This window comes from Haladaptatus sp. T7 (assembly GCF_026008575.1).
GTDB lineage: Archaea > Halobacteriota > Halobacteria > Halobacteriales > Haladaptataceae > Haladaptatus > Haladaptatus paucihalophilus.
Window position 1 is genome coordinate 81,078 of record NZ_BROP01000010.1, and the last position, 25,782, is coordinate 106,859.

26 protein-coding genes are annotated in these 25,782 nt (G+C 64.9%); 11 read left to right on the forward strand and 15 right to left on the reverse strand.

Annotated elements, in window-relative coordinates:
- Window positions 1-41 precede the first annotated feature (41 nt).
- Together OPC11_RS20870 and OPC11_RS20875 are read left to right on the forward strand one after the other, a co-directional pair.
- Window positions 42-491: a pyridoxamine 5'-phosphate oxidase family protein gene (locus OPC11_RS20870; RefSeq protein WP_264783255.1), complete on the forward strand. Its 450-nt coding sequence runs from the start codon at window positions 42-44 to the stop codon at window positions 489-491.
- An 83-nt stretch (window positions 492-574) separates the two neighbouring features.
- Complete coding sequence (locus tag OPC11_RS20875) at window positions 575-1,804, forward strand: Zn-dependent hydrolase (RefSeq protein WP_264783256.1); 1,230 nt, start codon at window positions 575-577, stop codon at window positions 1,802-1,804.
- Between the two features lie 102 nt (window positions 1,805-1,906).
- Here OPC11_RS20875 and OPC11_RS20880 read toward each other — a convergent pair whose 3' ends face one another.
- Window positions 1,907-2,608, reverse strand: a complete 702-nt coding sequence (locus OPC11_RS20880; RefSeq protein WP_264783257.1) for a DUF502 domain-containing protein — start codon at window positions 2,606-2,608, stop codon at window positions 1,907-1,909.
- A 115-nt stretch (window positions 2,609-2,723) separates the two neighbouring features.
- On the opposite strand from OPC11_RS20880, the gene OPC11_RS20885 reads away from it, so the two are divergent.
- A complete protein-coding gene (locus OPC11_RS20885) occupies window positions 2,724-3,395 on the forward strand; it encodes a helix-turn-helix domain-containing protein (RefSeq protein WP_264783258.1) in 672 nt (223 codons plus the stop codon).
- A gap of 41 nt (window positions 3,396-3,436) precedes the next feature.
- Here the strand turns inward: OPC11_RS20885 and OPC11_RS20890 are convergent, their stop codons facing one another.
- From OPC11_RS20890 to OPC11_RS20905, 4 genes are read right to left on the reverse strand one after another with little or no spacing between them, the layout of a single operon-like run.
- Window positions 3,437-4,597: an AI-2E family transporter gene (locus OPC11_RS20890; RefSeq protein ID WP_264783259.1), complete on the reverse strand. Its 1,161-nt coding sequence runs from the start codon at window positions 4,595-4,597 to the stop codon at window positions 3,437-3,439.
- A 54-nt stretch (window positions 4,598-4,651) separates the two neighbouring features.
- Complete coding sequence (locus OPC11_RS20895) at window positions 4,652-4,831, reverse strand: hypothetical protein (protein WP_264783260.1); 180 nt, start codon at window positions 4,829-4,831, stop codon at window positions 4,652-4,654.
- A gap of 60 nt (window positions 4,832-4,891) precedes the next feature.
- Complete coding sequence (locus tag OPC11_RS20900) at window positions 4,892-6,613, reverse strand: SulP family inorganic anion transporter (protein ID WP_264783261.1); 1,722 nt, start codon at window positions 6,611-6,613, stop codon at window positions 4,892-4,894.
- A 3-nt stretch (window positions 6,614-6,616) separates the two neighbouring features.
- Complete coding sequence (locus OPC11_RS20905) at window positions 6,617-7,576, reverse strand: PrsW family intramembrane metalloprotease (RefSeq protein WP_264783262.1); 960 nt, start codon at window positions 7,574-7,576, stop codon at window positions 6,617-6,619.
- Window positions 7,577-7,681: 105 nt separating this feature from the next.
- On the opposite strand from OPC11_RS20905, the gene OPC11_RS20910 reads away from it, so the two are divergent.
- The 5 genes from OPC11_RS20910 (at window position 7,682) to OPC11_RS20930 (ending at window position 12,665) form a co-directional block, all read left to right on the forward strand.
- Window positions 7,682-7,828 carry a hypothetical protein gene (locus tag OPC11_RS20910; RefSeq protein ID WP_007980544.1) on the forward strand — a complete coding sequence of 49 codons (147 nt, stop codon included), beginning with the start codon at window positions 7,682-7,684 and terminating at the stop codon, window positions 7,826-7,828.
- Window positions 7,829-7,991: 163 nt separating this feature from the next.
- On the forward strand, window positions 7,992-9,584 hold the full coding sequence (locus OPC11_RS20915) for an MFS transporter (protein ID WP_264783263.1): 1,593 nt from the start codon (window positions 7,992-7,994) through the stop codon (window positions 9,582-9,584).
- Window positions 9,585-9,758: 174 nt separating this feature from the next.
- Window positions 9,759-10,592, forward strand: a complete 834-nt coding sequence (locus OPC11_RS20920; protein WP_264783264.1) for a hypothetical protein — start codon at window positions 9,759-9,761, stop codon at window positions 10,590-10,592.
- 109 nt (window positions 10,593-10,701) lie between these two features.
- Window positions 10,702-11,886: a galactokinase gene (locus tag OPC11_RS20925; protein ID WP_264783265.1), complete on the forward strand. Its 1,185-nt coding sequence runs from the start codon at window positions 10,702-10,704 to the stop codon at window positions 11,884-11,886.
- Window positions 11,887-12,008: 122 nt separating this feature from the next.
- The gene (locus tag OPC11_RS20930) at window positions 12,009-12,665 is read left to right on the forward strand and encodes an O-methyltransferase (protein ID WP_007980535.1); all 657 of its coding nucleotides are present in this window, start codon (window positions 12,009-12,011) and stop codon (window positions 12,663-12,665) included.
- A 29-nt stretch (window positions 12,666-12,694) separates the two neighbouring features.
- Here the strand turns inward: OPC11_RS20930 and hflX are convergent, their stop codons facing one another.
- The 7 genes from hflX to trpS all read right to left on the reverse strand — a co-directional run bounded on the left by hflX (window position 12,695) and on the right by trpS (window position 19,016).
- Window positions 12,695-13,987: a GTPase HflX gene (gene hflX, locus OPC11_RS20935; protein ID WP_264783266.1), complete on the reverse strand. Its 1,293-nt coding sequence runs from the start codon at window positions 13,985-13,987 to the stop codon at window positions 12,695-12,697.
- Between the two features lie 386 nt (window positions 13,988-14,373).
- Window positions 14,374-15,168, reverse strand: coding sequence for a creatininase family protein (locus OPC11_RS20940; RefSeq protein ID WP_007980531.1), 795 nt, complete (start codon window positions 15,166-15,168; stop codon window positions 14,374-14,376).
- A 55-nt stretch (window positions 15,169-15,223) separates the two neighbouring features.
- Complete coding sequence (locus OPC11_RS20945; protein ID WP_264783267.1) at window positions 15,224-16,522, reverse strand: PQQ-binding-like beta-propeller repeat protein; 1,299 nt, start codon at window positions 16,520-16,522, stop codon at window positions 15,224-15,226.
- A 194-nt stretch (window positions 16,523-16,716) separates the two neighbouring features.
- Window positions 16,717-16,884, reverse strand: coding sequence for a hypothetical protein (locus tag OPC11_RS20950; RefSeq protein WP_264783268.1), 168 nt, complete (start codon window positions 16,882-16,884; stop codon window positions 16,717-16,719).
- Window positions 16,885-16,905: 21 nt separating this feature from the next.
- A complete protein-coding gene (locus OPC11_RS20955; RefSeq protein WP_232423884.1) occupies window positions 16,906-17,310 on the reverse strand; it encodes a hypothetical protein in 405 nt (134 codons plus the stop codon).
- Between the two features lie 117 nt (window positions 17,311-17,427).
- Window positions 17,428-17,895 (reverse strand): GNAT family N-acetyltransferase, encoded by a 468-nt coding sequence (locus OPC11_RS20960; RefSeq protein ID WP_264783269.1) that lies wholly within the window; start codon window positions 17,893-17,895, stop codon window positions 17,428-17,430.
- Window positions 17,895-19,016, reverse strand: coding sequence for a tryptophan--tRNA ligase (gene trpS, locus OPC11_RS20965; RefSeq protein WP_264783270.1), 1,122 nt, complete (start codon window positions 19,014-19,016; stop codon window positions 17,895-17,897). The genes OPC11_RS20960 and trpS overlap by 1 nt, the downstream gene beginning before the upstream one ends.
- Between trpS and OPC11_RS20970 the strand changes: the two genes are divergently transcribed.
- On the forward strand, window positions 19,006-19,131 hold the full coding sequence (locus tag OPC11_RS20970; protein ID WP_018129081.1) for a hypothetical protein: 126 nt from the start codon (window positions 19,006-19,008) through the stop codon (window positions 19,129-19,131). The genes trpS and OPC11_RS20970 overlap by 11 nt on opposite strands.
- 72 nt (window positions 19,132-19,203) lie before the next feature.
- Here OPC11_RS20970 and OPC11_RS20975 read toward each other — a convergent pair whose 3' ends face one another.
- Both OPC11_RS20975 and OPC11_RS20980 read right to left on the reverse strand, forming a co-directional pair.
- On the reverse strand, window positions 19,204-20,478 hold the full coding sequence (locus tag OPC11_RS20975) for an MFS transporter (RefSeq protein ID WP_007980520.1): 1,275 nt from the start codon (window positions 20,476-20,478) through the stop codon (window positions 19,204-19,206).
- Window positions 20,479-20,624: 146 nt separating this feature from the next.
- Window positions 20,625-22,661: a heavy metal translocating P-type ATPase gene (locus OPC11_RS20980; protein WP_264783271.1), complete on the reverse strand. Its 2,037-nt coding sequence runs from the start codon at window positions 22,659-22,661 to the stop codon at window positions 20,625-20,627.
- 186 nt (window positions 22,662-22,847) lie between these two features.
- Between OPC11_RS20980 and OPC11_RS20985 the strand changes: the two genes are divergently transcribed.
- Entirely contained in the window at window positions 22,848-24,392 is a 1,545-nt protein-coding gene (locus tag OPC11_RS20985; RefSeq protein WP_264783272.1) for a flippase, read from the forward strand.
- A 4-nt stretch (window positions 24,393-24,396) separates the two neighbouring features.
- On the opposite strand, the gene OPC11_RS20990 is transcribed toward OPC11_RS20985, so the two are convergent.
- Complete coding sequence (locus tag OPC11_RS20990) at window positions 24,397-24,999, reverse strand: DUF308 domain-containing protein (RefSeq protein WP_007980514.1); 603 nt, start codon at window positions 24,997-24,999, stop codon at window positions 24,397-24,399.
- Between the two features lie 162 nt (window positions 25,000-25,161).
- Here OPC11_RS20990 and OPC11_RS20995 point away from each other — a divergent pair, with 162 nt between their 5' ends.
- Window positions 25,162-25,713 (forward strand): ribbon-helix-helix protein, CopG family, encoded by a 552-nt coding sequence (locus tag OPC11_RS20995; RefSeq protein ID WP_007980512.1) that lies wholly within the window; start codon window positions 25,162-25,164, stop codon window positions 25,711-25,713.
- The last annotated feature ends 69 nt before the right edge of the window (window positions 25,714-25,782 follow it).

Below are 25,782 nucleotides of genomic sequence, written 5' to 3' on the forward strand. Positions count from 1 at the left end.
ATTCGGTCATCGGGGACGACTATCTCCTCGGTGTGTTTTCCATGACAGAACTCTCCGGCGTCTGGTCGAAGGACGAAATCGTCGCGTTCTTCGACCGGACTGCCGTTCCGCTTCGACTCGCCTGCAACACGCCATCGGGACGCCTCTGGATGGTGTCGCTGTGGTACGTCTTCGAGGACGACACCCTGTGCTGTGCCACCGGCGCGAGCGCCGATATCGTCGGCCTGCTCCGAACCGACTCGACCGTCGCGTTCGAAATATCGACGAACGACCCGCCGTACAGCGGGGTGCGCGGCAACGGCACCGCGAGCGTGGAACCGGACCCCGAAAAGAACCTGCTCCGGGAGTTGCTGCGTCGGTATCTCGGCGGGACCGACTCCCGACTCGCCCGGCGACTGTTGTCCGACGACCGGACGGAGGTGACCATCCGAATCGAACCGGACCGCCTGCACAGTTGGGATTTCACACGGCGGATGGCGGACGCGTCATAGAATAGCGCGCGTAGATTCGGGGATTGCGGCAGGCCGTACCGACCACCCCCACCTTCTTCCCTCCCGTCGCCGACAGCGAACCCATGGAGATAGACGGGGAGCGATTGCGGACCGATATCGAGACGACCGGTGAGTTCGGCGCGCTGGAAGACGAAGAGCACGGTCGAACCGTCCTCACGGGGACGGAAGCGAACAGACGGGCACGCGAGTACTTCGTGGAGCGACTGGAAGACGCCGGATTGGACGTTCGCGTGGATGCGGTCGGCAACATCGCGGGACGGTGGACCCCCGAGAGCGCCGACCCCGACGCGGCCGCGGTCGCCGCCGGGAGCCACCTCGATTCGGTCCCGGAGGGCGGCATCTTCGACGGCCCGCTCGGCGTCTACTCCGCGCTGGAAGCGGTTCGCGCGATGCAGGACGCCGGAATCGAGCCGACCCGACCGGTCGAAGTCGTCTCGTTCACCGAGGAGGAGGGCCAGCGGTTCGCAAGCGGCCTGCTCGGGTCCTCCGTCGCGGTCGGGGAGCGGTCGGTGGCGGACGCGCTCGCGCTGACGGACGGCCGAACGACCTTGGCGGACGCGCTCGAATCCATGGGATTCCGAGGCGAGGGACGACTCGACGCGAGCGAGTGGGATTCGTGGCTGGAACTGCACGTCGAACAGAGCAGACGCCTCGAACGGGCCGACGTTCCGGTCGGCCTCGTCACGACGATCACGGGAATCACGCACTGCGACGTGACGGTTCGCGGCCAAGCGAACCACGCGGGAGCCACGCCGATGGACGAGCGGACCGACGCGCTGGCCGCGGCGAGCGAGTTCGTTCGGGACGTGGAGCGGGGAGCCACCGAAATCGGCGAGACGACGGTCGGCACCGTCGGCAAACTCGACGCGCGGCCGAACGCGACGAACGTCGTCCCCGGCACGGTCGAAATGAGCGTCGATATCCGCGACGTGAGCTACGACGCGATGAACGAACTCGTCTCGCGGGCGGAGGAGTCGCTGTCGCGGCTCGAAGCCGAACGAGGCGTCGAGACGATCCTTTCGCGCGGGTTCAACCTCCAGCCGACCGAGATGAGCGAGCGGTGTCGGCGAGCGGTAGCCGAGGCGGGCGAAAACGCGAGTATCGAGACGCTCGACCTGCACTCGGGCGCGGCCCACGACACGATGTACGTCGCGGGGATGACCGACGCTGCGATGCTGTTCGCGCCGTCCCGCGACGGAATCTCGCACAATCCCGGCGAGTGGACGGCGTGGGAGGACTGTGCAACGGCGACGCGGGCGCTCGCCGGAGGACTCGCGTCGCTGGCGCACTGAGTGGGGCGAATCGGGACGGAAACGGGGCAGGAATCGGGGACGAGGACCGAAACCGGGCAGGAATCGGGGACGGGACAGAAAGGATTGGCGCGGGAGAGCGACTCAGTTCTGATATCGAAGCACGTCTTGACCGGTCAGCCTTCGGAGTTGGTCCTCGCTGAGACCGCCGGTGTCGGAGTCCATCTCGTCGAGACCGACGCCGCTGGTGACGATGGCGCGGAACGCCACTTCGAGCGGAACGTCGATGTCCACGAGGTCGTCCGACGGAACGTTGACCACGAAACCGCCCATGACCGGGTTCGGGGCCATCGGGAGGAAGACGGTCGTCATGTCCGTCTCGCCGACCGCGTTCGTGACCTCCTCGGGCGTCTCCGCCGTCACGAACGCGAACGTGTAGGTGTCGTCGGTCGGGAATTCGAGCAGCTTCACGTCGCGGAAGTGGTCCTCGTCGCTCTCTATCATCGCGTCGCCCATCCGACGGAAGCTCCGATAGATGGTTCCGAACCCGGGAATCTGGCTGATGGCGTAATCGAAGTTGTCGATGGCGCGCTCGCCGAACGGGGAGTGGGCGACGAACCCGACCAGCAGAACCAGCAGGAAAACGACCCCGGTAGCGATGCCGCCGAGGACGAGCACCGAATCGACCGGAACGAACGAGAGGAGCGGCAGCAGCATATTTCTGACAAATTTGAGCAAGACGACGACGACGTACAACGTGATGAGGAGGGGAACGACGACGGTGACGCCAGTGAGCGTCGTCTCGCGGAGCTTCCCTACGACCGACAGATCGTCCGTGGAATCCATCGTTCAGCACACGAGAGCGGGAGATAAAGAGCGTACCGGCCGCATACGCAAGCAATGGAACTGCTTGCATAGGCCGCCAGCAGAGTAATCCATTGGAAGCCCCTAGCCTCACCCCATGAGTACTATCGCCGTCGTGCGGGTGCCCGCTTCGGAGTTCGCACTGGAGGCGACGCTCGAAAGGGTCCCGGGAGTTTCCTTCGAAGTCGAGCGCGTCGTCGCGCCCGAATCGGAGCGGGTGATGCCGTACATCTGGGCGACGGCCGACCCGGGCCAGTTCGACGCCCTCCAAGCCGCGCTCGAAGACGACCCGACCACGGAGGACGTCGAACTGCTCGTCGATTTGGACGACGAGTGGCTGTTCCGCATGACGTGGATAGGGAAGACCCAGTTCGTCATCCACGTTCTCGTGGACGAAAGCGGAACGATCATCGACGCGACGGGAACGGACGACGAGTGGCAACTCCGGATCCTGTTCCCCTCCCGCGACGCGCTCGGGGCGACGTACGAATACTGCGAGGAGCACGGCATTCCGCTCACGATAGAACAGATATACCAACTCGACCAATCGCCCATGCGAGGGAAGTACGGACTCACCGAGGAGCAGTACGAGACGCTCATCACGGCGTTGCAGCGGGGTTATTACGACATCCCGCGCGACATCTCGGGGACGGAACTGGCCGCGGACCTCGGCATCTCGCACCAAGCGCTGTCCGAACGGCTCCGGCGCGCGTACGCGAACCTGCTCTCAAACGCGCTCGTCGTCGGGGAGAACGAACTGGGCGAGTAGACGTCTCGTCGCCATCCGATGCGGATTCCCCCTTCCGACCGTCATTCCGAGCGGTCGTCGGTCGGAGTCGGGTCGGCGTCGGAACGGTCGTCGTCGGAGCGGTCGTCGTGGGGGGCGTCGTCGGTTTCGACCGGGTTCCGACCGAGCAGGCCCGGAAACACGACCCAGAGGAACTGCACCGTGATGACCATGATGAACGGGCCGAGGAAGATGCCGTACCAGCCGAACACCGGCGGACCGAGCAGGTAGGCGAACATGATGAGGCCGGTGGGAAACAGCCGACCGGAGAGAATCGGACGAATGTAGGTTCGGACGGCGTTATCGAACGCTATCTCCATGATGGCGAGGAACAGGACCGGAAACCACAGCAAAACGGGGTCGGTCCGAAGCGCGACGATGGCGAGGTAGAACACCACCACGAAGTAGACGATGGACCGACCGACGAGCGGGACGATGGTGGCGAGTCCCGTTGCGATTGCCACGAGCATCGTCTGTGGAATCGCCATGCCCGGCGGGGCGACGAGGTTCAACAGGGTGTAGATGACGGCGGAGAGGACGATGATGACGAAGATGGTCAGCGTGTAGCCGAAGAAGACGGAGTTCAGCCCGCGGTCCACCGCGTGGAGGTACTCGCCCGTCCGCGTTTCCTCGTCCGCGACGGTCCGCCGGAACCAGCCCGCGATTTTCCCCTCGTCGCGGACGAGGAAGAAGACGAAGATGAGCGTGAGAAACAGGTTGTACGATTGGGTCGCGAACGCCCCGATGAGGCCGCGAAACTGGAAGAGGAACGAGCGGATGGAGGGGTTTCGAAGCAGCCTCGTGACCGAATCGTACAATCGCTCGGGCGTCGTCGGAATCGCTCGGAAATCGAATCCGGGGAAGAGCACCCGAACGAGGCGCTCGACGTCGGCGACGCGAACCGTCGAGAGTTGCCCGAACGCGATGACCGCGACGGTACCCAGAAGCGCGATGAACGGGAGGACGATGACCGCCAGCGTGACCGACGCCGCGATGCCGGGCGGGAGCCCGAAGCCCACCAGCCGTCTGGCGATGGGACGGGCGACGTAGTAGAGGAAGACGCCGAACACCAGCCAGCCCAGATAGCTGCCGAGCGAGGTGACGAGGACGAGGATTAGAGCGGCCGCGAACAGCCACCAGCCGAGCTCGTTTCTACTCGGGCCGTCGTCGCGTCCGAATTTCATAGCATTTCCCGTGATTGGGACGAGATACGTTAAGTAGCGTGATAATTTGAGGGGTCATTCCGACCCGTCGTCGGGGGAGAGTATCGGAAGCAGAAGGCTGCCTCCCGCCGCGAACAGACCGACGAGAAGGCCACCGAGAGCGAATATCTGAGAGTTACCCGTGGGAAGCGTGAGCCAGATAGCAAACAGCACGAGCAAAATGGAGAAGAGGAGCATGTCGGTCGTTCCGCTCATACCCGTTCGTTCCACCAACTATACATAGTTATTTCGACACTACTTTTCGGAGGGAGAAAGTCAGCGATTCCGCTCCCACTCCTCGATGACGGTCACGACGCGTTCGTTGAGGGGCATGTCGTCGAACGGTCCCGACGCGTCGGCGGCGGTGAGAACGTCCCGGACCGCGCCGTCCGCCTCGGCCAGTCGAAAGTCGATGCCGCGTTCGTCGAGGTCCTCGGCCAGCGAGGCGAGCATATCCGCGGCGGTCAGGTCGATGGTCGGAGAGGAACGCATGTCGAAGACGACGAGGGAGACGGGCGTCTCGCGGTCGTTCACGGCGTCGATGACCTCGGCGCGGATGGTCGGCGCGTTGGCGAAGAACAGCTCGGCGTCGACGCGGTAGACGAGTACGCCGGGGACGCGCTCGTTTTCGGGGTGGCGCGACAGGTCGCCGAACTCGTCGGACCCCGGAACCCGACCTAACGTGGCCGTGTTGGGGTACGTCGCACGTCCCACGACGACGAGGAGCGAGACGAACACGCCGATGAACACGCCCGCGAGCATCCCGAAGATGAGAACGCCGAGAAAGGCGGACGCCGCCGTCACGAACTCCAGCGTGTCGAGTCGGTAGATGCGGCGGAGTTCGGGCACGTCGACGAGGCCCGCGACGGCGACGATGACCACCGCCGCCAACACCGTTTCGGGGAGCGTCGTGAACAGGTCGGTGAAAAAGACGAGGACGAGCGCGAGGACGACGGCGGAGACGCCGCTCACGAGTTGCGTCTCGCCCCCGATTTCGTCGTTGAGGGCGCTTCTGGACATGCTGCCGCCGACCACGAAGCCGTGACCGATACCCGCCGCGATGTTCGTGAGGCCGTCGGCGAGCAGTTCCTGGTCGGCATCGACCCGCTGGTCGTGTCGCCGGGCGAACGTCTCGACGGCACCCATTCCCTCGACGTAGGAGAGCAAGAAGAGCGCCAACGCGACCGGAACGAGGTCCGGAAGCGTGCCGGTCGGCGGCGTCGGCAGCGAAATCGGCGGCAGTCCGCTCGGGATTCGCCCGACGACAGTGACCCCGCGCCGCTGGAGGTCGGTCACGGCGACCAGTCCGGTGGCGAGGAGCACGACGATGAGGGCGGTCGGAACGCGCTTCGCGTAGCGTTCGCCGAGGGCGAGCAGAACGAGCGCACCCAATCCGATACCGAGCGTCGGGAAATTGGTCGCGCCGAGGTGGGCCACGACGAAGCCGACGCGTTCGAAGAAGGTGCCGCTGGCACCCGAAATCCCGACCAGTTTGTCGAGTTGCGTGGCGGTGATGTACAGCGCCGCGCCCGCCGAAAAACCGGTCAGAACGGACTCGGAGATGAAGTTCACGACGAATCCGAGCCGGAACAGCCACGCGATGACCGAGATGACTCCGACGAGCACCGTCGTCGCCCCGATGAGCGTCGCGTACTCGATCGCCGACCCGCCGACGGCCACGGACCCGACCCCCGTCGCGACCAGCACGGCGAGCGCGGAGGTGGGGCCGTAGATGACCTGCCGGGAGGTGCCGACGAACACGTAGACGACGAGGGCGAGTAATCCCGCGTACAGACCGGTTTCGGGCGGGAGTCCGGCCAGCGACGCGTAGGCCATCCCCTCGGGCAGGACCGCGGCGGCGACGGTGATGCCCGCGAGAACGTCGGCCGGGAGCCACGACCGGTCGTATCTGGGAAGCCAGTCCGCGATGGGAAGGACGGCTTCGACGGGTCCGTTTCGACCGTCGTGCGTGGGGTCCGATTCCATTCGGTCACTCACCGATTACGACGGGGTTCGCTCCGGGCGCTCCGTCGCCTCCCGATACTTGTGCCGATAGGCCGCTATCTTCCGGTAGAGCAGCGCGAGGAAGAACCCGTCGTACACGACGACGAAGGCGATGAACGCCACCCCGGAGAGCGGCAGGTACGTCACCAGCGCGTCGTAGGTCGCGTGGATGAGCACGGCGATGAGGAGGCCCTTCACCACGATGGGACCGCGATTCTCGGGGTTCCCCTTCGCCAAGCCGAGGTAGTAGCCCGCGAACGAGGCGTAGATGACGTGCCCCGGTCCGACGAACGACCGCTGTGCGGCGGTGCCGACGGCGATGCTGGCGAGCCTCGACATCGGGAGACGTCCCGCCGTGAACAGCGCGTTCGTGATGTACGTGAAGTTCTCGATGGTGGCGAAGCCGAGTCCGGCGAACGCGCCGAACACCGCGCCGTCGATGGCCGCACCGAGGTACGGCGTCCGATACGCGTACAGTCGAGAGGCGAGCCATTTCGAGGTCTCCTCGACCGGGCCGACGACGACGTAGAAGAAGGCGACCGTTCCGACGACCGGAATCAGTTGGAAGACGGGTTGCAAGGTCGTGTTGAGCAGCGCCGCGAACCCGGCGAACAGCACGCCCAGAAGGAACGTCACCGCCAGCGGCGCGAGGGGTTCGCGCTGCACGTCGTCGCCGTACCAGATGAGCGCGGCGAGCACGAACGCCGGAATCACAGACAGGAACGTCAACACGCCAAGCGCCGGTTGCAAGAAGAGGATGAATCCAGTCGCGGCGAGTTGCGCGACGAACAGCAACACCGCGAGCGCGACGAACACCCGCCGCCAGTTGTCCGTGAGACCGCGGTAGATGACCACCGCAGCCCGGTCGGTTCGCGTGCGTTCTTCCCACGTCGTCACGTCGTAGAGGTCCTCCTCCCCAAGCGACGTCTCTATCAGGTCGTCCTCGCTCCCACCCATACATCGTACACGTGACGATTCGTCATAACGATTGGTGGCGAAACGAGTCCGCACGGACGAGCGGGCCCACCAGTTTTATTCTCGCGCTCGTCGTTCCACGGTGGCATGGCACTCCTCTCGACCGAAGAAGCCGACGTGCCGACGCAACCGCCCGAAACCGGACGGGAGGGCGTGAAGATGGTCGCGCTGTGGATACTGCTCGTCGTCGCATTGGTCGTCCTGACGAGAGGGAGACGCGGGCGTCGGCGGTAGGCCCCACGCCCGTTTCGACGGGACAGAACTTTAGCCGCTCCGAACGTCTTCACGCTTCGACAGCGAGGACCGGAACGGGAACGAAACGGACTCGCGGTCGGGGGGACGATGAGCGACGATAGTTCGGATTCGAAGAGGGCACCGAATCGAGGAGGGACGTTCCGTGGCCGAGACTGACGACTCCGTCTCGGTCTGGCAACCGCTTCGGGAACCAGTCTTCCGAGCGATGTGGACGGCGGCGCTCGTGTCGAACGTCGGGACGTGGATGCAGAACGTCGGCGCGGCGTGGCTTATGACCTCGCTCACCACCTCGGCCCTGTTCGTCGCGTTGGTGCAGACGGCGACGACACTCCCCGTCGTTGTCGTCTCCCTTCCAGCGGGTGCCATCGGCGACATCGTGGACAGACGCTGGCTCCTGCTTTCGATACAGGTATGGATGCTCGTCACCGCCGGACTCCTCGGCGTGCTGACCGCGACTGGACAAACGACGCCGTGGATACTGTTGCTCCTCACGTTCTCGCTCGGGTTTGGGACGGCGTTCATGAACCCGACGTGGCAGGCGATTCAACCCGAGTTGGTGTCGCGGGACGAACTCCCGGCCGCGATTTCGCTCGGTGCCGTCGGCTTCAACATCGCCAGGGCGGTCGGGCCAGCGGTCGGCGGCCTCATCCTCGCAGCGACCGGAGCGGCCACGGTATTCCTGCTCAACGCGCTCTCGTTCCTCGCCGTGCTCGTCGTCGTGTATCGGTGGCGTCGTGAGCCGTCACCCTCCGAACTGCCGCCCGAGCGGGTTTCGGAGTCGATACGTCGCGGCGTTCGGTTCGTCCGCAACGACCGCGGTCTCAGGTCCGTGCTGGCGCGGACGCTGACGTTCATCTTCTTCGCCAGCGCGATTTGGGCGCTGTTGCCCCTCCTCGTCCGCAATCAACTCGGCCTCGGTGCGAGCGGATACGGCCTCGTACTCGGAGTGACCGGCCTCGGGTCGGCAGGGGGAATCACCGTTCTCGAACGGGCGCGGCAGCGGTACACCACGAACCAGGTCGTTCTCGGCGCGTCCGCGCTGTTCGCCGCCGTGCTGGTGGTGCTCGGAACCGTCCACGTCGTCGCCGTCGCTCTCGTCGCCGTCGCCGTGGGTGGAATCGCGTGGATTTCCGTTCTGTCGAGCCTGAACACGGCGGTACAGACGCTCTCGCCGGAATGGGTTCGCGCCCGGACACTCTCCGTGTACATGCTCTTCTTCCTCGGCGGAATGGCAATCGGCGGGTTGGCGTGGGGCGCGGTGGCCGACTATCTCGGCACACCAGAAACGCTCGTCGCGGCGGGTGCGGGGTTGTTCGTCGGACTCGTGGGTGCGATTCGCTGGCGGTTCCCTGTCACAGACGACCTCGATTTGCGCCCGTCCGCCCACTGGCCCGACCCGGAAACAGCGTTCGACCCGAACCCCGAATCGGGACCGGTACTCGTCAGCGTCGAGTACCGAATCGACCCGACGACGACGACGGCGTTCTTCGACGCCATGCGGGAGTTGGAGACGGTCCGACGACGAAACGGCGCGCGTTACTGGGGCGTGTTCCGCGACACGACGACGCCGGACCGATACGTCGAGGTCTACCTCACCGGCACGTGGATGGCTCATCTCCGCGAACACGAGCGCGTATCGGTGGCGGACCGGGAGATACAGGAACGAGCGGCGTCTTTCCATGTCGGCGAGGGACCGCCGACCGTCTCTCACTTCGTTTCGGAGATGGACGGCTGAAGGAGGCCGAATGGACGATAGAGGGGTGGCCGGTTCACCGCCGGAGAACGAGGCTCGGGTACGTCAGGAACGAACGTGGCGGATGGCGAATATTTATCTTCGACGCGAACGCCGATTACGTATGCGCCCTCCAACGCGGAACGAACGTCTCGGTCGTACCGGCGGTGGTCACGCGTGAGTTTCGGCGACTACCTGTCGGACGGATTCGATCGCCTCGGAACGCTGTTACCGCTGGCGCTCGTCCCGCTATTTGCGACGTTTCTCCACCTCGATAACATCCGAAGAGCGACGAGTTTCACCGGCTATCACTTGGGGGCGACGTTTCGCTTTCCGACGGCGATTCCGACGTTCTGGACGTTCGTGAGCCTCCCGAATCAGGGGGTCGGCGTCCACGTCTCGCCGACGATGTACTTCGCGCCGGTCACCATCGTCGTCGAGAGCGTCCTCGCGGCGGGCTATCTGGGGAGCGTCCGCGACGCCATCGAAACCGGACGCTACGACTTCGCCCGGAACGCGAAGGAGTACTTCGTCCCCCTGCTCGGCTACACGCTCCTCGTGTGGGCCGTCCTGCTGGTGGCGTTCGGCGTGGGAGTGGCGTTCGCGCCGCTGCTCTTCGTCGCGCTTCCCGTGATGTTGATACTCAGCTACCTGTTCTACGGCACGCCGTTCCTCGTCGTCGTGGACGACTGCTCGCTGGGGGAGGCGCTCCGGCGGAGCAACGACCTCGCCGTCGGCGGTTCGGACGCGGACACGACCTACGGTTCGTTCGGCGTCGGCTACCTCGTCTTCGTGTTCGTGGCGTCGCTGGTCGGAACGCTGTTCATCAATCTCGGAGTCGTCGGGGTCGTCCTCGGCGCGGTTCTCTCGGCACCCGTCGCGCTCGCGCTGACGGCGGCGACCGTCGAATTCTTCGTCGACCTCCGGGGGTCGAACCCCGATTCCACCGACCGGCCGCCGGAGGACCGCCCACCGACCGAACGTCCGCCGACGGAGCGGTTCGACTACTGACCACTTCGTCGGCGAGTCTCGGCGCTTATCACGGTCGCCACCGAACGGGCGGGCATGAACGATGCAGTCGGAAACGACCGGTATCCCTCCGGCCGGAGGTCGGTGACGGATGAGAAATAGCGAACCGGCCGACCTCGCCGAGGTCGTGACCGAGCGGTTCGGCGGCGACGGGGCGGACGTGACGGTGGCGTCGGCCCCCGGCCGGGTCAACCTCATCGGCGGACACACGGATTACAACGACGGCTTCGTCCTCCCCGTCGCCATCGACCGCCGGACCGCGGTCGCCGCGAGACCCCGCACCGACCGCACCGTCCGGGTGTTTTCGACGAACGTCGGCGAGGCGCGGACGTTCTCGCTCGACGCGCCCGCGACCGAGGAATCGTCGTGGGTCGGCTACGTCGAAGGGGTCGCTCGCTCGCTGGCCGACGAAGCGCCGTCCCCCGTTTCCGGCCTCGACCTCGCGGTACGGGGTAACGTACCGATGGGCGGCGGGCTGTCCTCGTCGGCGTCGCTCGAACTGGCGGCCGCGACCGCGCTGAACGAAACGTGGACTCTCGGTCACGACCGGACGGAACTCGCGGACCGCTGTTGGCGGGTCGAACGAGAGTTCGTCGGCGTCGAGTGCGGCATCATGGACCAGTTCGTGGTCGCGCTCGGGGAATCGGACCGGGCGCTGTTTCTCGACTGCCGGACGCGTGAGTACGAACGGTACCCTCTCGACGGGGACGTTCGGGTCGTCGTGACGAACACGAACGTCGAACACGAGTTGGTCGATTCGGCGTACAACGAGCGAGTCGCGCAGTGTCGGGAGGGCGTCGAACTGCTCGCCGAGTCGCTGTCGCACGACGTGAACGCGCTCCGGGACGTGTCCGTGGCCGAGTTCGAGGAGCGAGCGGAAACGCTTCCGGGGACGGTGCGAGACCGCTGTGAACACGTCGTCCGCGAGAACGAACGAGTGAAGACGGCCGCGAACGCCCTCGAAACCGGCGACATGGAGCGCGTCGGGGCGTTGATGGGCGAGTCCCACCGAAGCCTCCGCGATTCGTACGAAGTCAGCTGCGAGGAGCTGGATTTCGTGGTCGAAACCGCCGAGTCGGTCGATGCCGAACTCGGGTCGCGCATGACCGGGGCCGGATTCGGCGGTTGTGTCGTGAGCCTCGTCCGGTCGGATTCGGTCGAATCGTTCGCGGAGACGGTTCGAGCGGCGTACGCCGCGGAGACCGGCATCGAACCCGACATCTTCCCGTGTGCGGTTGGTGACGGCGCACGGGTCGAGAACGGGCCGTTGGAGTGACGGGTGTCGGACGATTGGCGATAGCCGACGGACGACAGCGACGAGTGATGGGCGGCGGACGACGGTTTGACTCGTCGTCCGTGCCCATGAGAACTATCTTCCCGCCGGGCGTATCTGGGGGCATGACGGAGATACTGCCGGACGAGACGAAGCGCTTCCTTCGTGCCGCAATCGCCGACCCCGACGAAACGCTACAGGAGATGGAAGAGCGCGGCGAGGACTTCCCGACCGTCGGGCGCGACGTGGGGCAGTTCCTGCGGGTGCTCGCGTACGCCGTGGACGCGGAGCGAATCTTCGAGTTCGGGTCCGGGTTCGGCTACTCCGCCTACTGGTTCGCCGAGGCGCTGCCCGAGGACGGCGAAATCGTCCTCACGGAGTTCGACGACGACGAACTCCGCGAGGCGCGCGACTACCTCGAACGGGGCGGGTTCGCGGACCGCGCCGTCTTCGAGAACGGCGACGCGAACGAAATCGTCGAGCGTCACGACGGTCCCTTCGACGTGGTGCTCATCGACCACAACAAGGACGGCTACCCGGAAGCGTGGGACGCGATTCGGGAGAAAGTCGCACCCGGCGGCGTCGTCATCGCCGACAACGCGATGGTTAGCGGGATACAGGACTTCGACGCGATTCTCGCCGCCATGGAGGGCGAAGACCCCGAGATGGACGCCGAAACCCGCGGCATCGCGGAGTACCTGCTGGCGGTGCGCGACGACCCGGATTTCGAAACCTCCGTCGTCCCGCTCGGCGAGGGTATCGCGGTGAGCTATCGGCGCTGAAACGCGAGGGGTTCGGATTCGGCGTGTTCCTACGTGTCGGTCGCCGAAACCTCGTTCGCCTTCGCTTTCGCTCGTTCGACGACCGACGGACGGCCGCGTATCGTCGCGGAGACGGTTCCGTCCGCGTAATCGACGCGCTCGACCGTCACGCGGTCGTGGAGCCACGACACGACGGACATCGCGTCGGAACAGTTCGGCATCGTCAGGTCCGCCGTGGCGGTCGGAAGGCGTTCGTACACCACGTCGGTCAGTTGGTCCACGTTCGTGTCGTTCGTGACGCTGATGGGAATCGGCATGGGAGCCAACTCCGAGACAGCTTCGAGGCGCTCTTCTCGCTCGTCCTCGTCGAGCAGGTCGATTTTGTTGAGCGCCACGATGACGGATTCGGGTTCGACGCCTTGGGACGAAAGGACGTCGAGCGAGACGCGGAGTTTCGACCGAAGGTCCGAAAGGGGGTCGCTCCCGTCCGCGACGAGGACGACGACATCGGCGGCCGCCGCCTCGGAGAGGGTGTCGCTGAACGATTTCACGAGCCAGTGTGGGAGTTCCTGCACGAAGCCGACCGTATCGGTCACGAGGACCGGTCGGCCGTCGATTGTCGTCCGACGCGTCGTGGTTTCGAGCGTCTTGAAGAGGCGGTCCTCTATCGCCGCCGTCGCGTTTGTATCCGAGTGGTCCGGCTCGGCACTCGACAGGTCGAGTTCGTCCGCGAGTCGGTGCAGGAGGGTCGATTTCCCGGCGTTCGTGTACCCCGCGATGGTCACGAGGTCGAAACCCTGCTCCCGACGCCGCTCGCGGAACCGTTCCGCCGGACTCGGCAGTTCGTCGAGTTTCCGTTCGAGTTCCCGAATGCGTTTTTCGGCGTCGTGGACGCGCGTTCCCGTCTCCAGCATGACGTTCATGCGTTGCGGGTCGGACTCGGCCTCGATACGCGGGAGTTCGTACTTCAGGCGCGCGAGTTCGACCTGCAACTGCGCCGGTTTGGTGCTCGCCTGCTCGCCGAAGATTTCGAGGATGAGGCGGTATCGGTCGTAGAGTCGGGTTTCGTCGGGAAGGGCGTCCCGGAGTTGCTTCGTCTGTCCGGGCGTGAGTTCGTCGTCGACGACGACGAGGCGAGCGCCGGTGTCGGCCGCGTCGTCCGTGAGTTCCTCGACTTTCCCGGCACCGAGATACGTTCCGGGGTCTTCCGCGCGGGTTTGTGTCACTTCGCCGACGACCTCGTACCCCGCCGCGGAGACGAGGGCGGTGATTTCGTCGGTTTCGACCGGCGCGCTGTCGGCGCGTTTGGCGACGAGTGCTGGTGGTGTTGAATTATCTGTCATGTCGTGGGATGGCTGCTACAGGTTGGGTGGCGATACCGACCGCTCACGAGTCCGAGCGCCGTTCGAGCGACACGCGAACTCGAAACTCGACGGAAGCCGCGCTCACGGAGGTCCGTCGGGACCTCGGGAACCGAGCGCCGACTCAGAAGAGGAAAAGGGTCTCCATGTCGTGTTCTACACTGCATTCGCTCGGAATAAAAAGGTTAGTGCAAATTGATAACATGTGTCATAGATGGTCGCCGCGAGCGAGCACACAGTGCGCGGGGCTTCGTGACTGAACGTTGGTTACTGAGATATACTATTATCTACTAATTGATACTGGGTTCTACTATTTGCCATCGAAAAATACTGAACGGAGTTCGTCAGCGACTGTAGTCAACTATCGACTACCGCCGACTGCCGGGTTGCGGGTCCACGTGCGGTTTCGCCATCAGGTCTGAGAACCGCGCGTCGTCGAGCCAATCGAGCAGTTGAACCAACTGCTCCGTCGCCGCCTCGAAGATTTCTTCGCCCTTTTCGGGCGTCGCGTCGGTCTGGTCGCCGAAGACGCCGTTTTCGCTGTTGTCGATGGCGTCGTAGTAGTTCCGCGCGCCGTGAATCGTGGGGTTTCCGTCCAAGAGGTTCACCACGCCTCCGTCGCGGGCCGCTTCCAGTTTGTCCTCGCGCACGAGTTCCGGCGCGATGTGCATGATCATCGCCGTCTCCTTCGGGCCGCCGTGCGGGCCGTTGTGTTCGAAGATGTCGCTCACGAGTTCGGGAATCGACTCGTCCCACATCCACTCGACGGCGAAGGCCGCCTCGTCCTCGCGCAAGCGGCGGCCGACTTCGCGGAGGTGTTGCATGTTGCCGCCGTGGGCGTTGACGTAGACGATGCGGTCGATGCCGTGGTAGGTGAGGTTACGCGAGAAGCTCTCGACGTAATCGCGGAACTGCGGCGGGTCAACCGACATCGTTCCGTGAAACTGCATGTGGTGCGTGCTGACGCCGACGTTGATTGTCGGCGTGCAGAGGTAGCCCGCGCGGTCCGCCGCCTCGCGGGCCAGCGCCTCCGCGATGAGGTGGTCGGTCGCGAGCGGCAGGTGCGGGCCGTGCTGTTCGGTCGAACCGAGCGGAACGACGGCGACGGACTCTTCGGCCACGTAATCCCCGAGTTCGGGCCACGTCTGGTCGGCGAGGTACATGCGTGTGGGAGGGTGCCGCGGGAGCATAAATTTCAGCCCCGCGGAAAATACGTGGTCAATCCAGACAGTGACCGGCGAGCGAGAACCCGCACGATTCGAACGCGTACACGGTGTCGGAGTTGGCGGTGACGACCGCGAGGCCGTCCGAGAGCGCGATAGACGATTTGAGACCCATCCCGCTTTCGATGCCGCCAAACGCCAGTTCCTCGCCGCTCTCCGGGTCCAAAACGGCGATTCCGTCGTTCGACCGATTCGTCACGGCGCCCGCGTAAATCGCCTCGTCCGTGATGGCAGGCGTCGAGCGCTCGACCCCCGACGGGTAGTTGTGTCGCCACAGTTCATCGCCCGTCGTCGCGTCCAACGCGACGAAGTTCCGGAGGTTTTCGCTGAAATACACTCTCCCGCCCGCAACCCCCAGTCGGCGGCCGAGTCGCGTTCCGCGGCCGGAAACCCGCCACTGCTCGTCGCCCGTCTCCGCGTCCAGCGCGACGACGAACGCCTCCTCGCCGTCGTCAGATTCCGCCGAAACGTAGACGCGGCCGTCGGCGAACACGGGCGGGCCGTACGCCGCTAGCTCTTTTTTCCACAGTACGTGTCCCGACTTTCCGTTCAGCGCGACGACGCCGTACTCCAGTGCGGCGAGGTAGACGACGCCCCCCGCGTACGCTGGCGGGAAGGTCCACCCCCGTCCGTCGGTTTGCGGAACGTGTTTCCAGACGACCTGCCCGGACGGGTCGTCGATGGCGTACAGCGCCTCCGTCGCCTTCGGGCCGTCGGAATCGGCCGTGACGCTCGCCGTCGGCGCGTAGACGAATCCATCGGTAACGACCGGATGGGCCGACCGCAAACCGCCGTTGGTGGGTCCGCCGTGCATGGGAACGTGCCAGCGCTCCTCCCCATCGGTGGTCAGACTGTGGAGGCCGTCGAAACACTGGAGATAGAGGTTTCCGTTCGCGTGAACGACGGAATCGCGGTACACATCGTTGACCGTATCGAGCGTTCCCCTCCCGGTTGCGACCGTGAAATCGTCTTTCCTCTCTCCGGTATCGATATCGAGGACGCGGATACCGACGTTCGTGGGACCGTCCGAATGCTCGTCGTTTCCGTACCCGACGTACACCGAATCGTCCGCGAGGACTGGCGAGGAGACGTTGTAGGTCTCGGGAATGCGGGCCGACCACTTCACCACGGGGTTCGACTTCGGCCCGCGATGCCGCGGGGCGTCGCCGCTGTTTCGCACGTCGTAGCCAGCGCGGGGCCAGTCGCCGCGAATCGAATCGTCGCCGGTACACCCGGCGAGGAGACCGACCGAACCGGTGCCGACGGCGGCGAGCACGTCACGTCTGGAGAGCATCTGACAGAAAACGTGGGACGAGTGGCATAAGTTTTCTTAAACGCGTAGGCGTACATCGCCATCGTACCGATGTAGCCGACCAGCAGCGTCCATCCGACCATTCCGGCCAGCGTCGGCCGGTGAAGGAAGGCCTCGATGAAGGCGACCGCACCGCCGGACGCTTCGGTCGCCGAAGCCAGTTCGTTGAGTTTGACCTACGAGTAGCCGGTCGCCATGACGACGATACCGGCGACGAGGTAGGCGATCCACGCGGTCGGCCCCGCAACCTGCGCCACGACGCCCAGTACGGCGAAAATTCCGCCGCCGATGATTCCCCCGAGGGCGAACGAGACCGTTTCCGTGAAGCCCAGTCGTTCCGTCACGATTCGTCGGGGGAGGTAACGCTACTCATCCGCTGCCTCCCGTCGTCGCGTTCGATAAAGCGTGTAAATAACGTACGCCGCGATGAGCGTGACGAGGGCACCGGCGATGCCGTCGCTCCAGAGAACGGCGTCCGAGACGAGGGTGGAGACGAGCGAGATACCGAGGACGACGAGCCCCAACAGGGCGATCATCCACTCGCTGACGAACGAGAGCGCCCGGTTTCGCAACAGTCCGACGACGTACAATCCCGCAAACAGGACGATAGCGATTCCCAGCAACGCGTGGTCCGGGACGCGAAACTCCGATCCAAACGTGAGCGGCGAGACGGCGATCCACACGCCGAGGAGAACGAGAACGCCGTGCAACCAGACGAGTCTCCGGCGCTCGGGTTTTTCGAGTTGCGGAGTTACTGATGCAACACCCATCGTGATTCCCCGTTTCCAGAGTATGGCGACGGCGGCGAGCACAATAAGCGTACGCCACGGTCGGAGACGGAATCCGGTTTCGAACGAAAGCCGAGAAACGGACGGTTTCGAGCGGGATTACAACCGTTTCGTCATTCGGTGGCGTTTCGTCACGTAGTCGTCGCGGCGGTAGAGCGACTGGGCGACGTGGTTGTCGGCGTGCACGTCGAGCGAGACGAACTCGCACCCCAATCGCCGCGCCCACGCCTCGGCGCGCTCGAGCAGGGCGCTCGCGATACCCTCCCGACGACGACCGCGGCGGACGAACAGGCCGTCGATGTAGCCCCGCGGACCGCGGGCGAACACCGGCGGCGAGGCGCGCTTTTCGACGGAGACGTAGCCGACCAACCCGTCGTCCTCGGCGACGAAGGTGGCGATGTCCGCGTCCGAAAACCGGTCTTTCACGTACGAAAGGACGTTCACCCTGACGCCGCTGTCCGCGAGCGTGTCGAAATCGTCCATCGCCGCCATCTCGCGGGCGAACGGGAGCCACAGGTCGTCTACGAACTGGACAAGTTCGGTCCCCCGCAGTCGCCGGATTCGCATCAGGTCCCCACCTCGAACCCGGCGTTCGCGGACTCGCGTTCCGCGAGATACTGTTCGACTTCCGGCCGCGCCGCCTCGCGTTTCTCGTGGTGTTCGCGCAGGAACGTTTCGAGGCGATCCTTCGCAATCTGTTTCAATTCACCCGAGAGCATCGCACCAGACTCGTACTCCCGGCGGATGCGTTCGAGTTCGTCGTCGTCCCGGACGAGATGGAAGGCGAGGAGTTCGAACACCATGTCCTCCTCGACGACGCCGCCCTTTTCGCGGTGTTCCGCGACGCTGGCCCGGCCGCCGGTCTTTGCCGCGTCGATTTTTCGTTTCGCCTCGGAAACCCCGTCCGTGAGCGCGATGTGGCTCCTCGGGTCCGACGAACTCATCTTCCCGCCCTGCAATCCGCGCATGAACCGATGGTACGTGCTGGCCGGTTTTAGGTACGCGGTCTCGCGGTAGCGACTCGCGACGTCCCGCGTCAGCCGAACGTGCGGGTCTTGGTCGATGCCGACCGGCACGACGGTCGGTTTCGGGCCGCCGTTCTCGGGGGCTTGCGGCCGGAGGATGTCGGCGTACTGGGTCAGCGACGAGGCGAGTTTGCCGGGGTCGGCGGTGCCGTACGTCGCCTCGAACTCGTTTTGCGTGACGTACCGCGAGAACAGTTTGCTCCGGACGAGGTGGTCGTTGCCCGCCTCCGACTGGAAGTAGAAGTCGGTCGCGTCGAGGTCGAGCCCCAGCGCGACGTAGTTCAGCAGGTACTCCTCGACGACGAGTTCGCGGGCGTCTTCGATGGGGATGTCCCGCGTCGCGTAGGCCTCGATGTCCGCAGCACAGAGGGTGACCTCGGCACCCATCTCCTGAAACATGCGCACCTGTTCGAGCACCGCGAGGTGGCCGAAGTGGAAGACCCCGGAGGGCATCAGACCGGTCATGACCGCGAACGGGTCGCCCCTGTCGCGGGCGTCGAGGACGGTTTCGAGGTCGCGCTGGCCGAACACGATACCGCGGCGAACGAGGCGGTTGTCCGGCAGTCTGTCCGCGACCGATTCGATGGGTTCGATGCCGAACTGCGCCATCGTCGCGGCGTAGTCGGCGACCTCGACGTCGCCCCACGGGTCGATGTCAGTCATCGGCCACCTCCTCGAAGTGAGCGGCGGCGCGACCGACGAGGGACGGACGATTGCGGGAGCGAAGGGGGAGAATCAGCGAGCTATGCCGTGGGCGGCCAAAATCGACCACCGGTAGTCGTGGATGAACTCATACCGGTTTCCCCTCCGAGAGTTGCGGGGAAAAGGGTTTCGCGGGTGTGTGATGTAATCACTCGCTCGGCAGCAGCGCGTACAGACCGAGCGCCACCGCCGACAGCGCGCCGAGGATGACGAAAGCGAGGTCGAAGCGGTTCGCGTCGGCGAAAAAACCCACGAACGTGGAGCCGAGCGAACCGACGAGGAAGAAGCCGGTTCGGATGAACCCCCACGCGGAGCCTTCGATGTGGTCTGGGAGCGCGCCGACGATGTAGGCGTTCGTGACGGCGTTGACGGCCATTCGCGTGCCGAGGATGCCGACGACGACGACGAGCGCGAAGGTCCCCGAGACGAGCGTGAGCGCGATGGGCGCGACGACGCCGATGGCGGTGACGACGAGGAGGACGGGTTTGATTCCCAGTCGGTCGGCGGCGCTGCCCGCGACGATTTGGGAGGCGGCACCCGTGACGAACATGAACCCGAACAGCAGCGCGGCCGTCCCCTGACTGAGACCCTTGGTCTGGAGATACGACGGGAGGAAGGCCGTGATTCCCTGATAGACGAACAGCAGGATGGCGACCGAAAGGGTCGCCAGCAGGATGGACCGGTCCGAGAGCGTCCCGAGGAGTTCGCGGAAATCCGGCAACGTCGCGGATTCGCCGCCGTCGGAAACGGCATCAGCGTCCGCGTTCGCATCCCCGTCGGCGCTCGACGCGTCGGCGTCGGAGCGCTCGGACGGGCGTTCGGGAACGACCCGCCACGCCAACGCCGCCATGACGAAGAACGGGACGGCCAACCCGGCGAGGATGGCCCGCCAGCCGACGGCGGCGACGACCGTCGCCGCGACGTTCGGGAGGAACGCGGAGCCGAGGCTGCCGATGGCCAGCGTGACGCCGAAGGCGGCACCGGCGTTCCGCGTGAACGTGCGCGAGAGGACGGTCCCCCGACTCGGGCCGTACAGCCCGGAACCGAGGCCGTAGGCGGCGCTACCGACGAAGAAGACGCCGAATATCGGCGCGACGCCGAGGACGAGCATGCTCACACCCGACAGGCAGAGGCTCGCGGTCAACAGCGTCCGCTCGCCGAGTCGGTTGACCAACACCCCGGCGGGGAACTGCATCAGGGCGTATCCTATCCAGAGGGTCGTGATGGCGAGTCCGGCGAGCGCGTCGGAGATGTGAAACGTCGATTCGATTTGGGGCAACAACGTCGGAATGATGAACCGCATTCCGAGCGTGAACGCCCAGCCGATGGCGACGGCGACGAGAACCCACCCGCGACCGTCGCCGCGAAGCCCGCGCACCGTCTCCCGGAACTGCCGCGACAGCGAGCGATAGCGAGAGGACATCTGGTTGTTCGACCATCGTTCTGCGGCGGGTTAAACGAGCGGATGGCAACCAATCTGTCCGGTTTTTCGAATCGAAATGGTGAAGGGTAGAGACGAAGCGACTCGGACAAATCGGGCAATAGGGTGCTCGGGCGAGTCGAACCCCGTCAGACCGTCAAATCGGCCCTTCGCAACCGCTGGGCGTTGACGGCGACGATGACCGTGCTGGCGGACATGAACACGGCACCGATGGCGGGCGAGAGGAGGATTCCGAACGGGGCGAGAACGCCCGCCGCGAGCGGAAGCGCGAAGACGTTGTAGCCCGTCGCCCACACGAGGTTTTCCTGCATCTTCCGGTAGCTCGCGCGGCTGAGCCGGACGAGTTTCACCACGTCGAGCGGGTCGTTCTCCACGAGGACGATATCGGCCGATTCGATGGCAACGTCGGTGCCGCTCCCGATGGCGATGCCGACGTCGGCGCGCGTCAGCGCTGGGGCGTCGTTCACGCCGTCACCGACCATCGCCACGCGCTTGCCCTCGTTTCGGAGTTCGGTTATCCGCTCGTCCTTCTCGTCGGGGAGCACCTCGGCGAAGTAGGTGTCGATGCCGAGTTCCTCGGAAACGGCGCGAGCGACGGCCTCGCTGTCGCCGGTCAGCATGGCGACTTCGATTCCCATCCCGTGGAGCGCATCGACGGCGCGTTTGCTGTCGTCCCGAACCACGTCGGCCAGCGCGAACGCGGCGACGACGCGCCCGTCGGAAACGAGGTAGACGACGGTGTGGCCCTTCTCCCCGGCAGTCCGCTCGAAGTCCGCCAGCGCGGAGGGACGGGGAACGTCGAGCAGCGAGAGGAGATTCGGCCCGCCGACCATCGTTTCGCGGTCCTCGACGGTGGCGCGGACGCCGCGGCCTTTGATGTTCTCGAAGTCGCTCGCGGCCGGAACGTCACCCTCGGGTGGACGGCGTCGAATCGCCTGCGCGATGACGTGTTCGGAGTCGGCTTCGACGGCCGCCGCGACCGCCGCCGCACGGTCCTCGGTCCACCCATCGACGGTTTCGACGGCGACGACGCCCTGTTCGCCCTCCGTCAGCGTGCCCGTCTTGTCGAAGACGACCGTATCGACGTTTCTGGCGTCCTCCATGGCGATGCGGTCGCGGACGAGCACGCCGTCATTCGCGGCCATCGAGGTGTTGATGGCGACGACGAGCGGAACCGCCAACCCGAGGGCGTGCGGGCAGGCGATGACCAGCACCGTGACGACCCGTTCGACCACATCGAGGCCGAACCCGGTGGCGAGAACCCACGCGACCGCGGTGACGGCGGCGACGGCGAGCGCGACGTAGAAGAGCCACCCCGCCGCACGGTCGGCCAGCAGTTGCGTCCGAGATTTGCTCTCCTGTGCGTCCTCGACGAGTCGCACGATGCCCGCGAGGGCCGTCTCCTCGCCGGTCGCGTTTACCCGGACGCGGAGGCTTCCGTCACCGCTGTTGACGGTTCCGGCGATGACCTCCTCGCCGGGACGCTTTTCCACCGGGCGCGACTCGCCGGTGATCATCGACTCGTCGGCCGACGAGTCGCCGCGTTCGACCACCCCGTCCGCGGGGATGCTCGCGCCCGGCCGAACGAGCACCCGGTCGCCGCCACGGAGTTCGGCGACGGGAACCTCCTCGGTCGAACCGTCATCGGCGATGCGCTCGGCCGTGTCAGGCAGCAGTCGCGCCAGTTCGTCGAGCGCGCCGGACGCCCGCCGGACGCTCCGCATCTCCAACCAGTGGCCGAGCAACATGACGTCGATGAGCGTCACGAGTTCCCAGAAAAAACCGGTCGCCCCCGGGAGGAACAGAAACGCCGCGATGCTGTAGACGAACGCGACCGTGATGGCGAGCGAGATGAGCATCATCATCGCAGGGTCGCGGTTTGCGAACTCCACCCGCGCCATGGAGAGGAACGGAAGCCCGCCGTACGCGAAGACGACGACGGCAAGCACCGGCGTTACCAACTCGCTGCCGGGAAACCGAATCGCGGCGTAGCCGAGCGACTCCTGAACGAACGGACTGAAGTAGAGGACCGGCACCGACAGAGCGAGACAGACCCAAAATCGGCGCCTGAACATGGTTTCGTGGCCGTGATGGTCGACACGAGCACGACGGTGCTCCTCGGACGCGAGCGACTCCCCGACGCGGCGTTCCTCGATGTGTGACATTCGTTCCCACCCCATTCGAGGGTAAGTCGGTGAGGAGCATCAACTTGTTTGGCGGACGGACGAGACGGAGTTGTTCGCCGGGGGCAAGACCCCGGTATTGGTACCGTTTCGGACACGTAACGGCGCGGACACCAACGAAAGCGGAAGAGATAATCGGAGCGAGTCGCATATCAATACCCTACCAGAATGGCAGAGCAATCCTCCGACTCGTCGCTCAAATCGGTCTCCCGCGGTGCCTCCTTCTTCATGGCGGGGAAAGGGCTCGACAACGCTCTCCGCTTCCTGCTGAACTGGGTCCTCGTCCGTGGACTCGGTGGTGTGCTGTTCGGTGCCTACACGCTCGGGTTGGTCATCCTGACCTTCGCGCAGGTGTTCACCAACCTCGGGACGAATCAGGCGATCATGAAGTTCGTCCCGATGTACGAGGACGACCCAGAGAAACGCCAGCGCATGCTGGGGTTATCCTATCTCACGTCGCTGGTCGCGGGGGTCGCCATCGGGATACTCATCTACCTCCTCGCCCCGTGGCTGACCGGATACGTGGAACCGGCGTATCGTCCGTACTTCACGGACGTCGTTCGCCTGTTCGCGTTCTTGCTCCCGCTCAACACGCTGATGAGTTGTTTCGAAAGCGTGTTCAAGAGCCTCGAAATCCCCGAATATCAGGTCGCCATTCGGAACGTCCTGATTCCGTTCGTCCGCGTCGTCTCCGTCGGCATCGCGCTTCTCCTCGGTGCCGCGCTGATCGGAACGGTCGCCGCGACGGTGGTCGCCATGTGCATCACCTTCTGTCTCGCCGTGTGGTTGGTGATGACGCGGGCGGACATCGCGCCGACGTTCCGTGGTGCGTCGCGTTCAGAACTCGTCGAGTTCTACGACTTCTCGCTCCCACTGACACTCAATCACGCCGGACAGGTCCTCGCGAACAAGGTGGACCTGCTGATGGTGGGATTTCTGGCGAGCGCCTATATCACCACGAAGGACGCCGTCGGGATTTACAAAATCGCCACGGTGCTCGGTGGCATCCTCCTCCTGCCGCTGAGCGGGTTCAACCAGTTGTTCCCGTCCATCGCGTCCCGGCTATACAACGACGATAAGATGGACGATTTGGAGGCGCTGTTCCGCCGCGTGACCCGGTGGACGTTCACGCTGGGGCTGTTCCCGGCCATCGGGGCGGCCATCTACGCCCGCGAGTTGCTGGTCGTGTTCAGCGATTCGTTCGCCCAGCAGGGAGTGGGCGTCCTGTTGCTGTTCGTCGTGGCGCAACTCGCCAACGCGAGCGTCGGTCCCTCCGGGTACGTGCTGATGATGACCGACCACCACTACCTGACCGTCGCAAACCAGTGGCTACTCGGCATCTGCAACGTCGTCCTCAACTACCTGTTCATCCGGGAGTACGGCCTCATCGGGGCCGCGCTCGCCACCGCGACGGTCATCGTCGCCATCAACGTCCTTCGCGTCGTCGAGGTGTGGTACACCGTCGGCCTGTTTCCCTACTCCCGAAAGTACGTCAAACCCCTCCTCGCGGGGGCGATGACGGCGGTTGCGATGCTCGGCACGAAATCCGTCCTCACCGGCTACGTGACGGGAATCGGGTCGCCCACAATCGTCGCGCTCGTGCAGGGTGGCGTCGGCGGACTCGTCGGACTCGCGGTCTTCGGCGGCGCGCTCTACGTGCTCGGCATCGAACAGGAGGACCGCGAATTCATGGCCGAGAACATCCCGAGCTGAGCCGCTAGCCGCCGGTTTCGGTCCCAGACGTCGTGGTCGCCTCCTTCACCGCCGCTCGCCCGCCCATGGCCGTCGCTATCATCGAAAGGCCGCTCGTGAACAGGCCGATGCCGAACAGGAGTCCGACCGCCCACGCCGCGGAACTCGGGAACGAAAGCCAGACGAGGACGGCGACCAGCACCGACGCGACGCCGCTGACGGCGACCCACAACCAGCCGCGTTCGGGACGGAGACGGAACCCCATCGCCAGTTCGATGAACCCCTCGACGAGGAAGAACGCGATGAGCAGAATCGTCAACGCGGTCAACCCCACGAGCGGGTTGAAGAGGAACGCGAGCCCCCCAGCCGCGAAGATAATCGCCAGAATCAACTGGAAGACGAACCCCGTCCACCCCCGACCCGAAAACGCGTGGACGAGGTGGGCGACCGCGCCGACGATGAGATACACGCCGAACAGGAAGGACAGCGTGATACCGGTGAAAAACGGCGTCACGATGGCCAGCAGGCCGACGAGCGTCAGCACGACGCCGACGCCCATGAGAAGTCGCCACGTGTCCTGAATCGTGTTCGTTAGCTGTTCCCGCTCGGTGGCATCGACAGTGCTCATTGATGGAAACCCCGAACGGATTACATCGGTATCCAGAATAAAGATGGTGACCGACAGGAATCGGTCGCGGAAAAATTTTCCAAATATTCGAAGAACGGTGGCCGGGAAGAGCCGAGACGGGTCGAACAAAGCCATAAATGTGCTCGTTCAGTAGGACCCGTCATGACGAACCGGATAACGGTGTCGCTCGACGACGAGGCGCAAGTCGCCTTGGACGAGCTCGTGGGACAGGCCGAAAAGCCCCAGAGCGAACTCGTCAGGGAGGCGCTCGTCTTCTACGCCGCGAACTACGACGCCGCGACGGCGGAAGCGGGGCCGAACCTCGAAGCGTACCACCAGATGCTTTCGAGCGGGGAACACGTCCTGCTCGACGTGGATTTTCTCCACTGCTTCCTCGATTACGTCGAAGACGAAACCGGCACGCCCGACCCGGACTTCCTCGAACTGGCCGACCAAGTGTCGAGATACCACGCCCGCGAGTACGAGCATCGGTTCGAAACGCTCGGCGAACTGCTCGACTGGCTCTCGTTCTGCGGCTTTCTGACGGTCCGCGAAACGCACGGCGATACGTATCACGTCGTGTTTCCAACCGAATCGGTCAAGTGGTTCATGACGCGGTTCGTCGAGCGGAGCGCCGCCAAACTGTCGTTCGAACTCGAACTGGAGGAAGGCGTCTCGAAAGTGCTCATGACCGAAGTTCGCTCCGAGGGATGAATCGGTCCTACTCGTTCATACGTTTTCATACGTCGTGAGACCTCGATGCACACCGTTCTTAGCCGGGTT

Bases quoted from the DNA above. Each gene is read 5' to 3' on its own strand.
- OPC11_RS20870 (WP_264783255.1), top strand. From the start codon at position 42: ATGACAGAACTCTCCGGCGTCTGGTCGAAGGACGAAATCGTCGCGTTC.
- OPC11_RS20875 (WP_264783256.1), top strand. From the start codon at position 575: ATGGAGATAGACGGGGAGCGATTGCGGACCGATATCGAGACGACCGGT.
- OPC11_RS20880 (WP_264783257.1), bottom strand. From the start codon at position 2,608: ATGGATTCCACGGACGATCTGTCGGTCGTAGGGAAGCTCCGCGAGACG.
- OPC11_RS20885 (WP_264783258.1), top strand. From the start codon at position 2,724: ATGAGTACTATCGCCGTCGTGCGGGTGCCCGCTTCGGAGTTCGCACTG.
- OPC11_RS20890 (WP_264783259.1), bottom strand. From the start codon at position 4,597: ATGAAATTCGGACGCGACGACGGCCCGAGTAGAAACGAGCTCGGCTGG.
- OPC11_RS20895 (WP_264783260.1), bottom strand. From the start codon at position 4,831: ATGAGCGGAACGACCGACATGCTCCTCTTCTCCATTTTGCTCGTGCTG.
- OPC11_RS20905 (WP_264783262.1), bottom strand. From the start codon at position 7,576: ATGGGTGGGAGCGAGGACGACCTGATAGAGACGTCGCTTGGGGAGGAG.
- OPC11_RS20910 (WP_007980544.1), top strand. From the start codon at position 7,682: ATGGCACTCCTCTCGACCGAAGAAGCCGACGTGCCGACGCAACCGCCC.
- OPC11_RS20925 (WP_264783265.1), top strand. From the start codon at position 10,702: ATGAGAAATAGCGAACCGGCCGACCTCGCCGAGGTCGTGACCGAGCGG.
- OPC11_RS20930 (WP_007980535.1), top strand. From the start codon at position 12,009: ATGACGGAGATACTGCCGGACGAGACGAAGCGCTTCCTTCGTGCCGCA.
- hflX (WP_264783266.1), bottom strand. From the start codon at position 13,987: ATGACAGATAATTCAACACCACCAGCACTCGTCGCCAAACGCGCCGAC.
- OPC11_RS20940 (WP_007980531.1), bottom strand. From the start codon at position 15,168: ATGTACCTCGCCGACCAGACGTGGCCCGAACTCGGGGATTACGTGGCC.
- OPC11_RS20945 (WP_264783267.1), bottom strand. From the start codon at position 16,522: ATGCTCTCCAGACGTGACGTGCTCGCCGCCGTCGGCACCGGTTCGGTC.
- OPC11_RS20955 (WP_232423884.1), bottom strand. From the start codon at position 17,310: ATGGGTGTTGCATCAGTAACTCCGCAACTCGAAAAACCCGAGCGCCGG.
- OPC11_RS20960 (WP_264783269.1), bottom strand. From the start codon at position 17,895: ATGCGAATCCGGCGACTGCGGGGGACCGAACTTGTCCAGTTCGTAGAC.
- OPC11_RS20970 (WP_018129081.1), top strand. From the start codon at position 19,006: ATGTCAGTCATCGGCCACCTCCTCGAAGTGAGCGGCGGCGCGACCGAC.
- trpS (WP_264783270.1), bottom strand. From the start codon at position 19,016: ATGACTGACATCGACCCGTGGGGCGACGTCGAGGTCGCCGACTACGCC.
- OPC11_RS20975 (WP_007980520.1), bottom strand. From the start codon at position 20,478: ATGTCCTCTCGCTATCGCTCGCTGTCGCGGCAGTTCCGGGAGACGGTG.
- OPC11_RS20980 (WP_264783271.1), bottom strand. From the start codon at position 22,661: ATGTCACACATCGAGGAACGCCGCGTCGGGGAGTCGCTCGCGTCCGAG.
- OPC11_RS20985 (WP_264783272.1), top strand. From the start codon at position 22,848: ATGGCAGAGCAATCCTCCGACTCGTCGCTCAAATCGGTCTCCCGCGGT.
- OPC11_RS20990 (WP_007980514.1), bottom strand. From the start codon at position 24,999: ATGAGCACTGTCGATGCCACCGAGCGGGAACAGCTAACGAACACGATT.
- OPC11_RS20995 (WP_007980512.1), top strand. From the start codon at position 25,162: ATGACGAACCGGATAACGGTGTCGCTCGACGACGAGGCGCAAGTCGCC.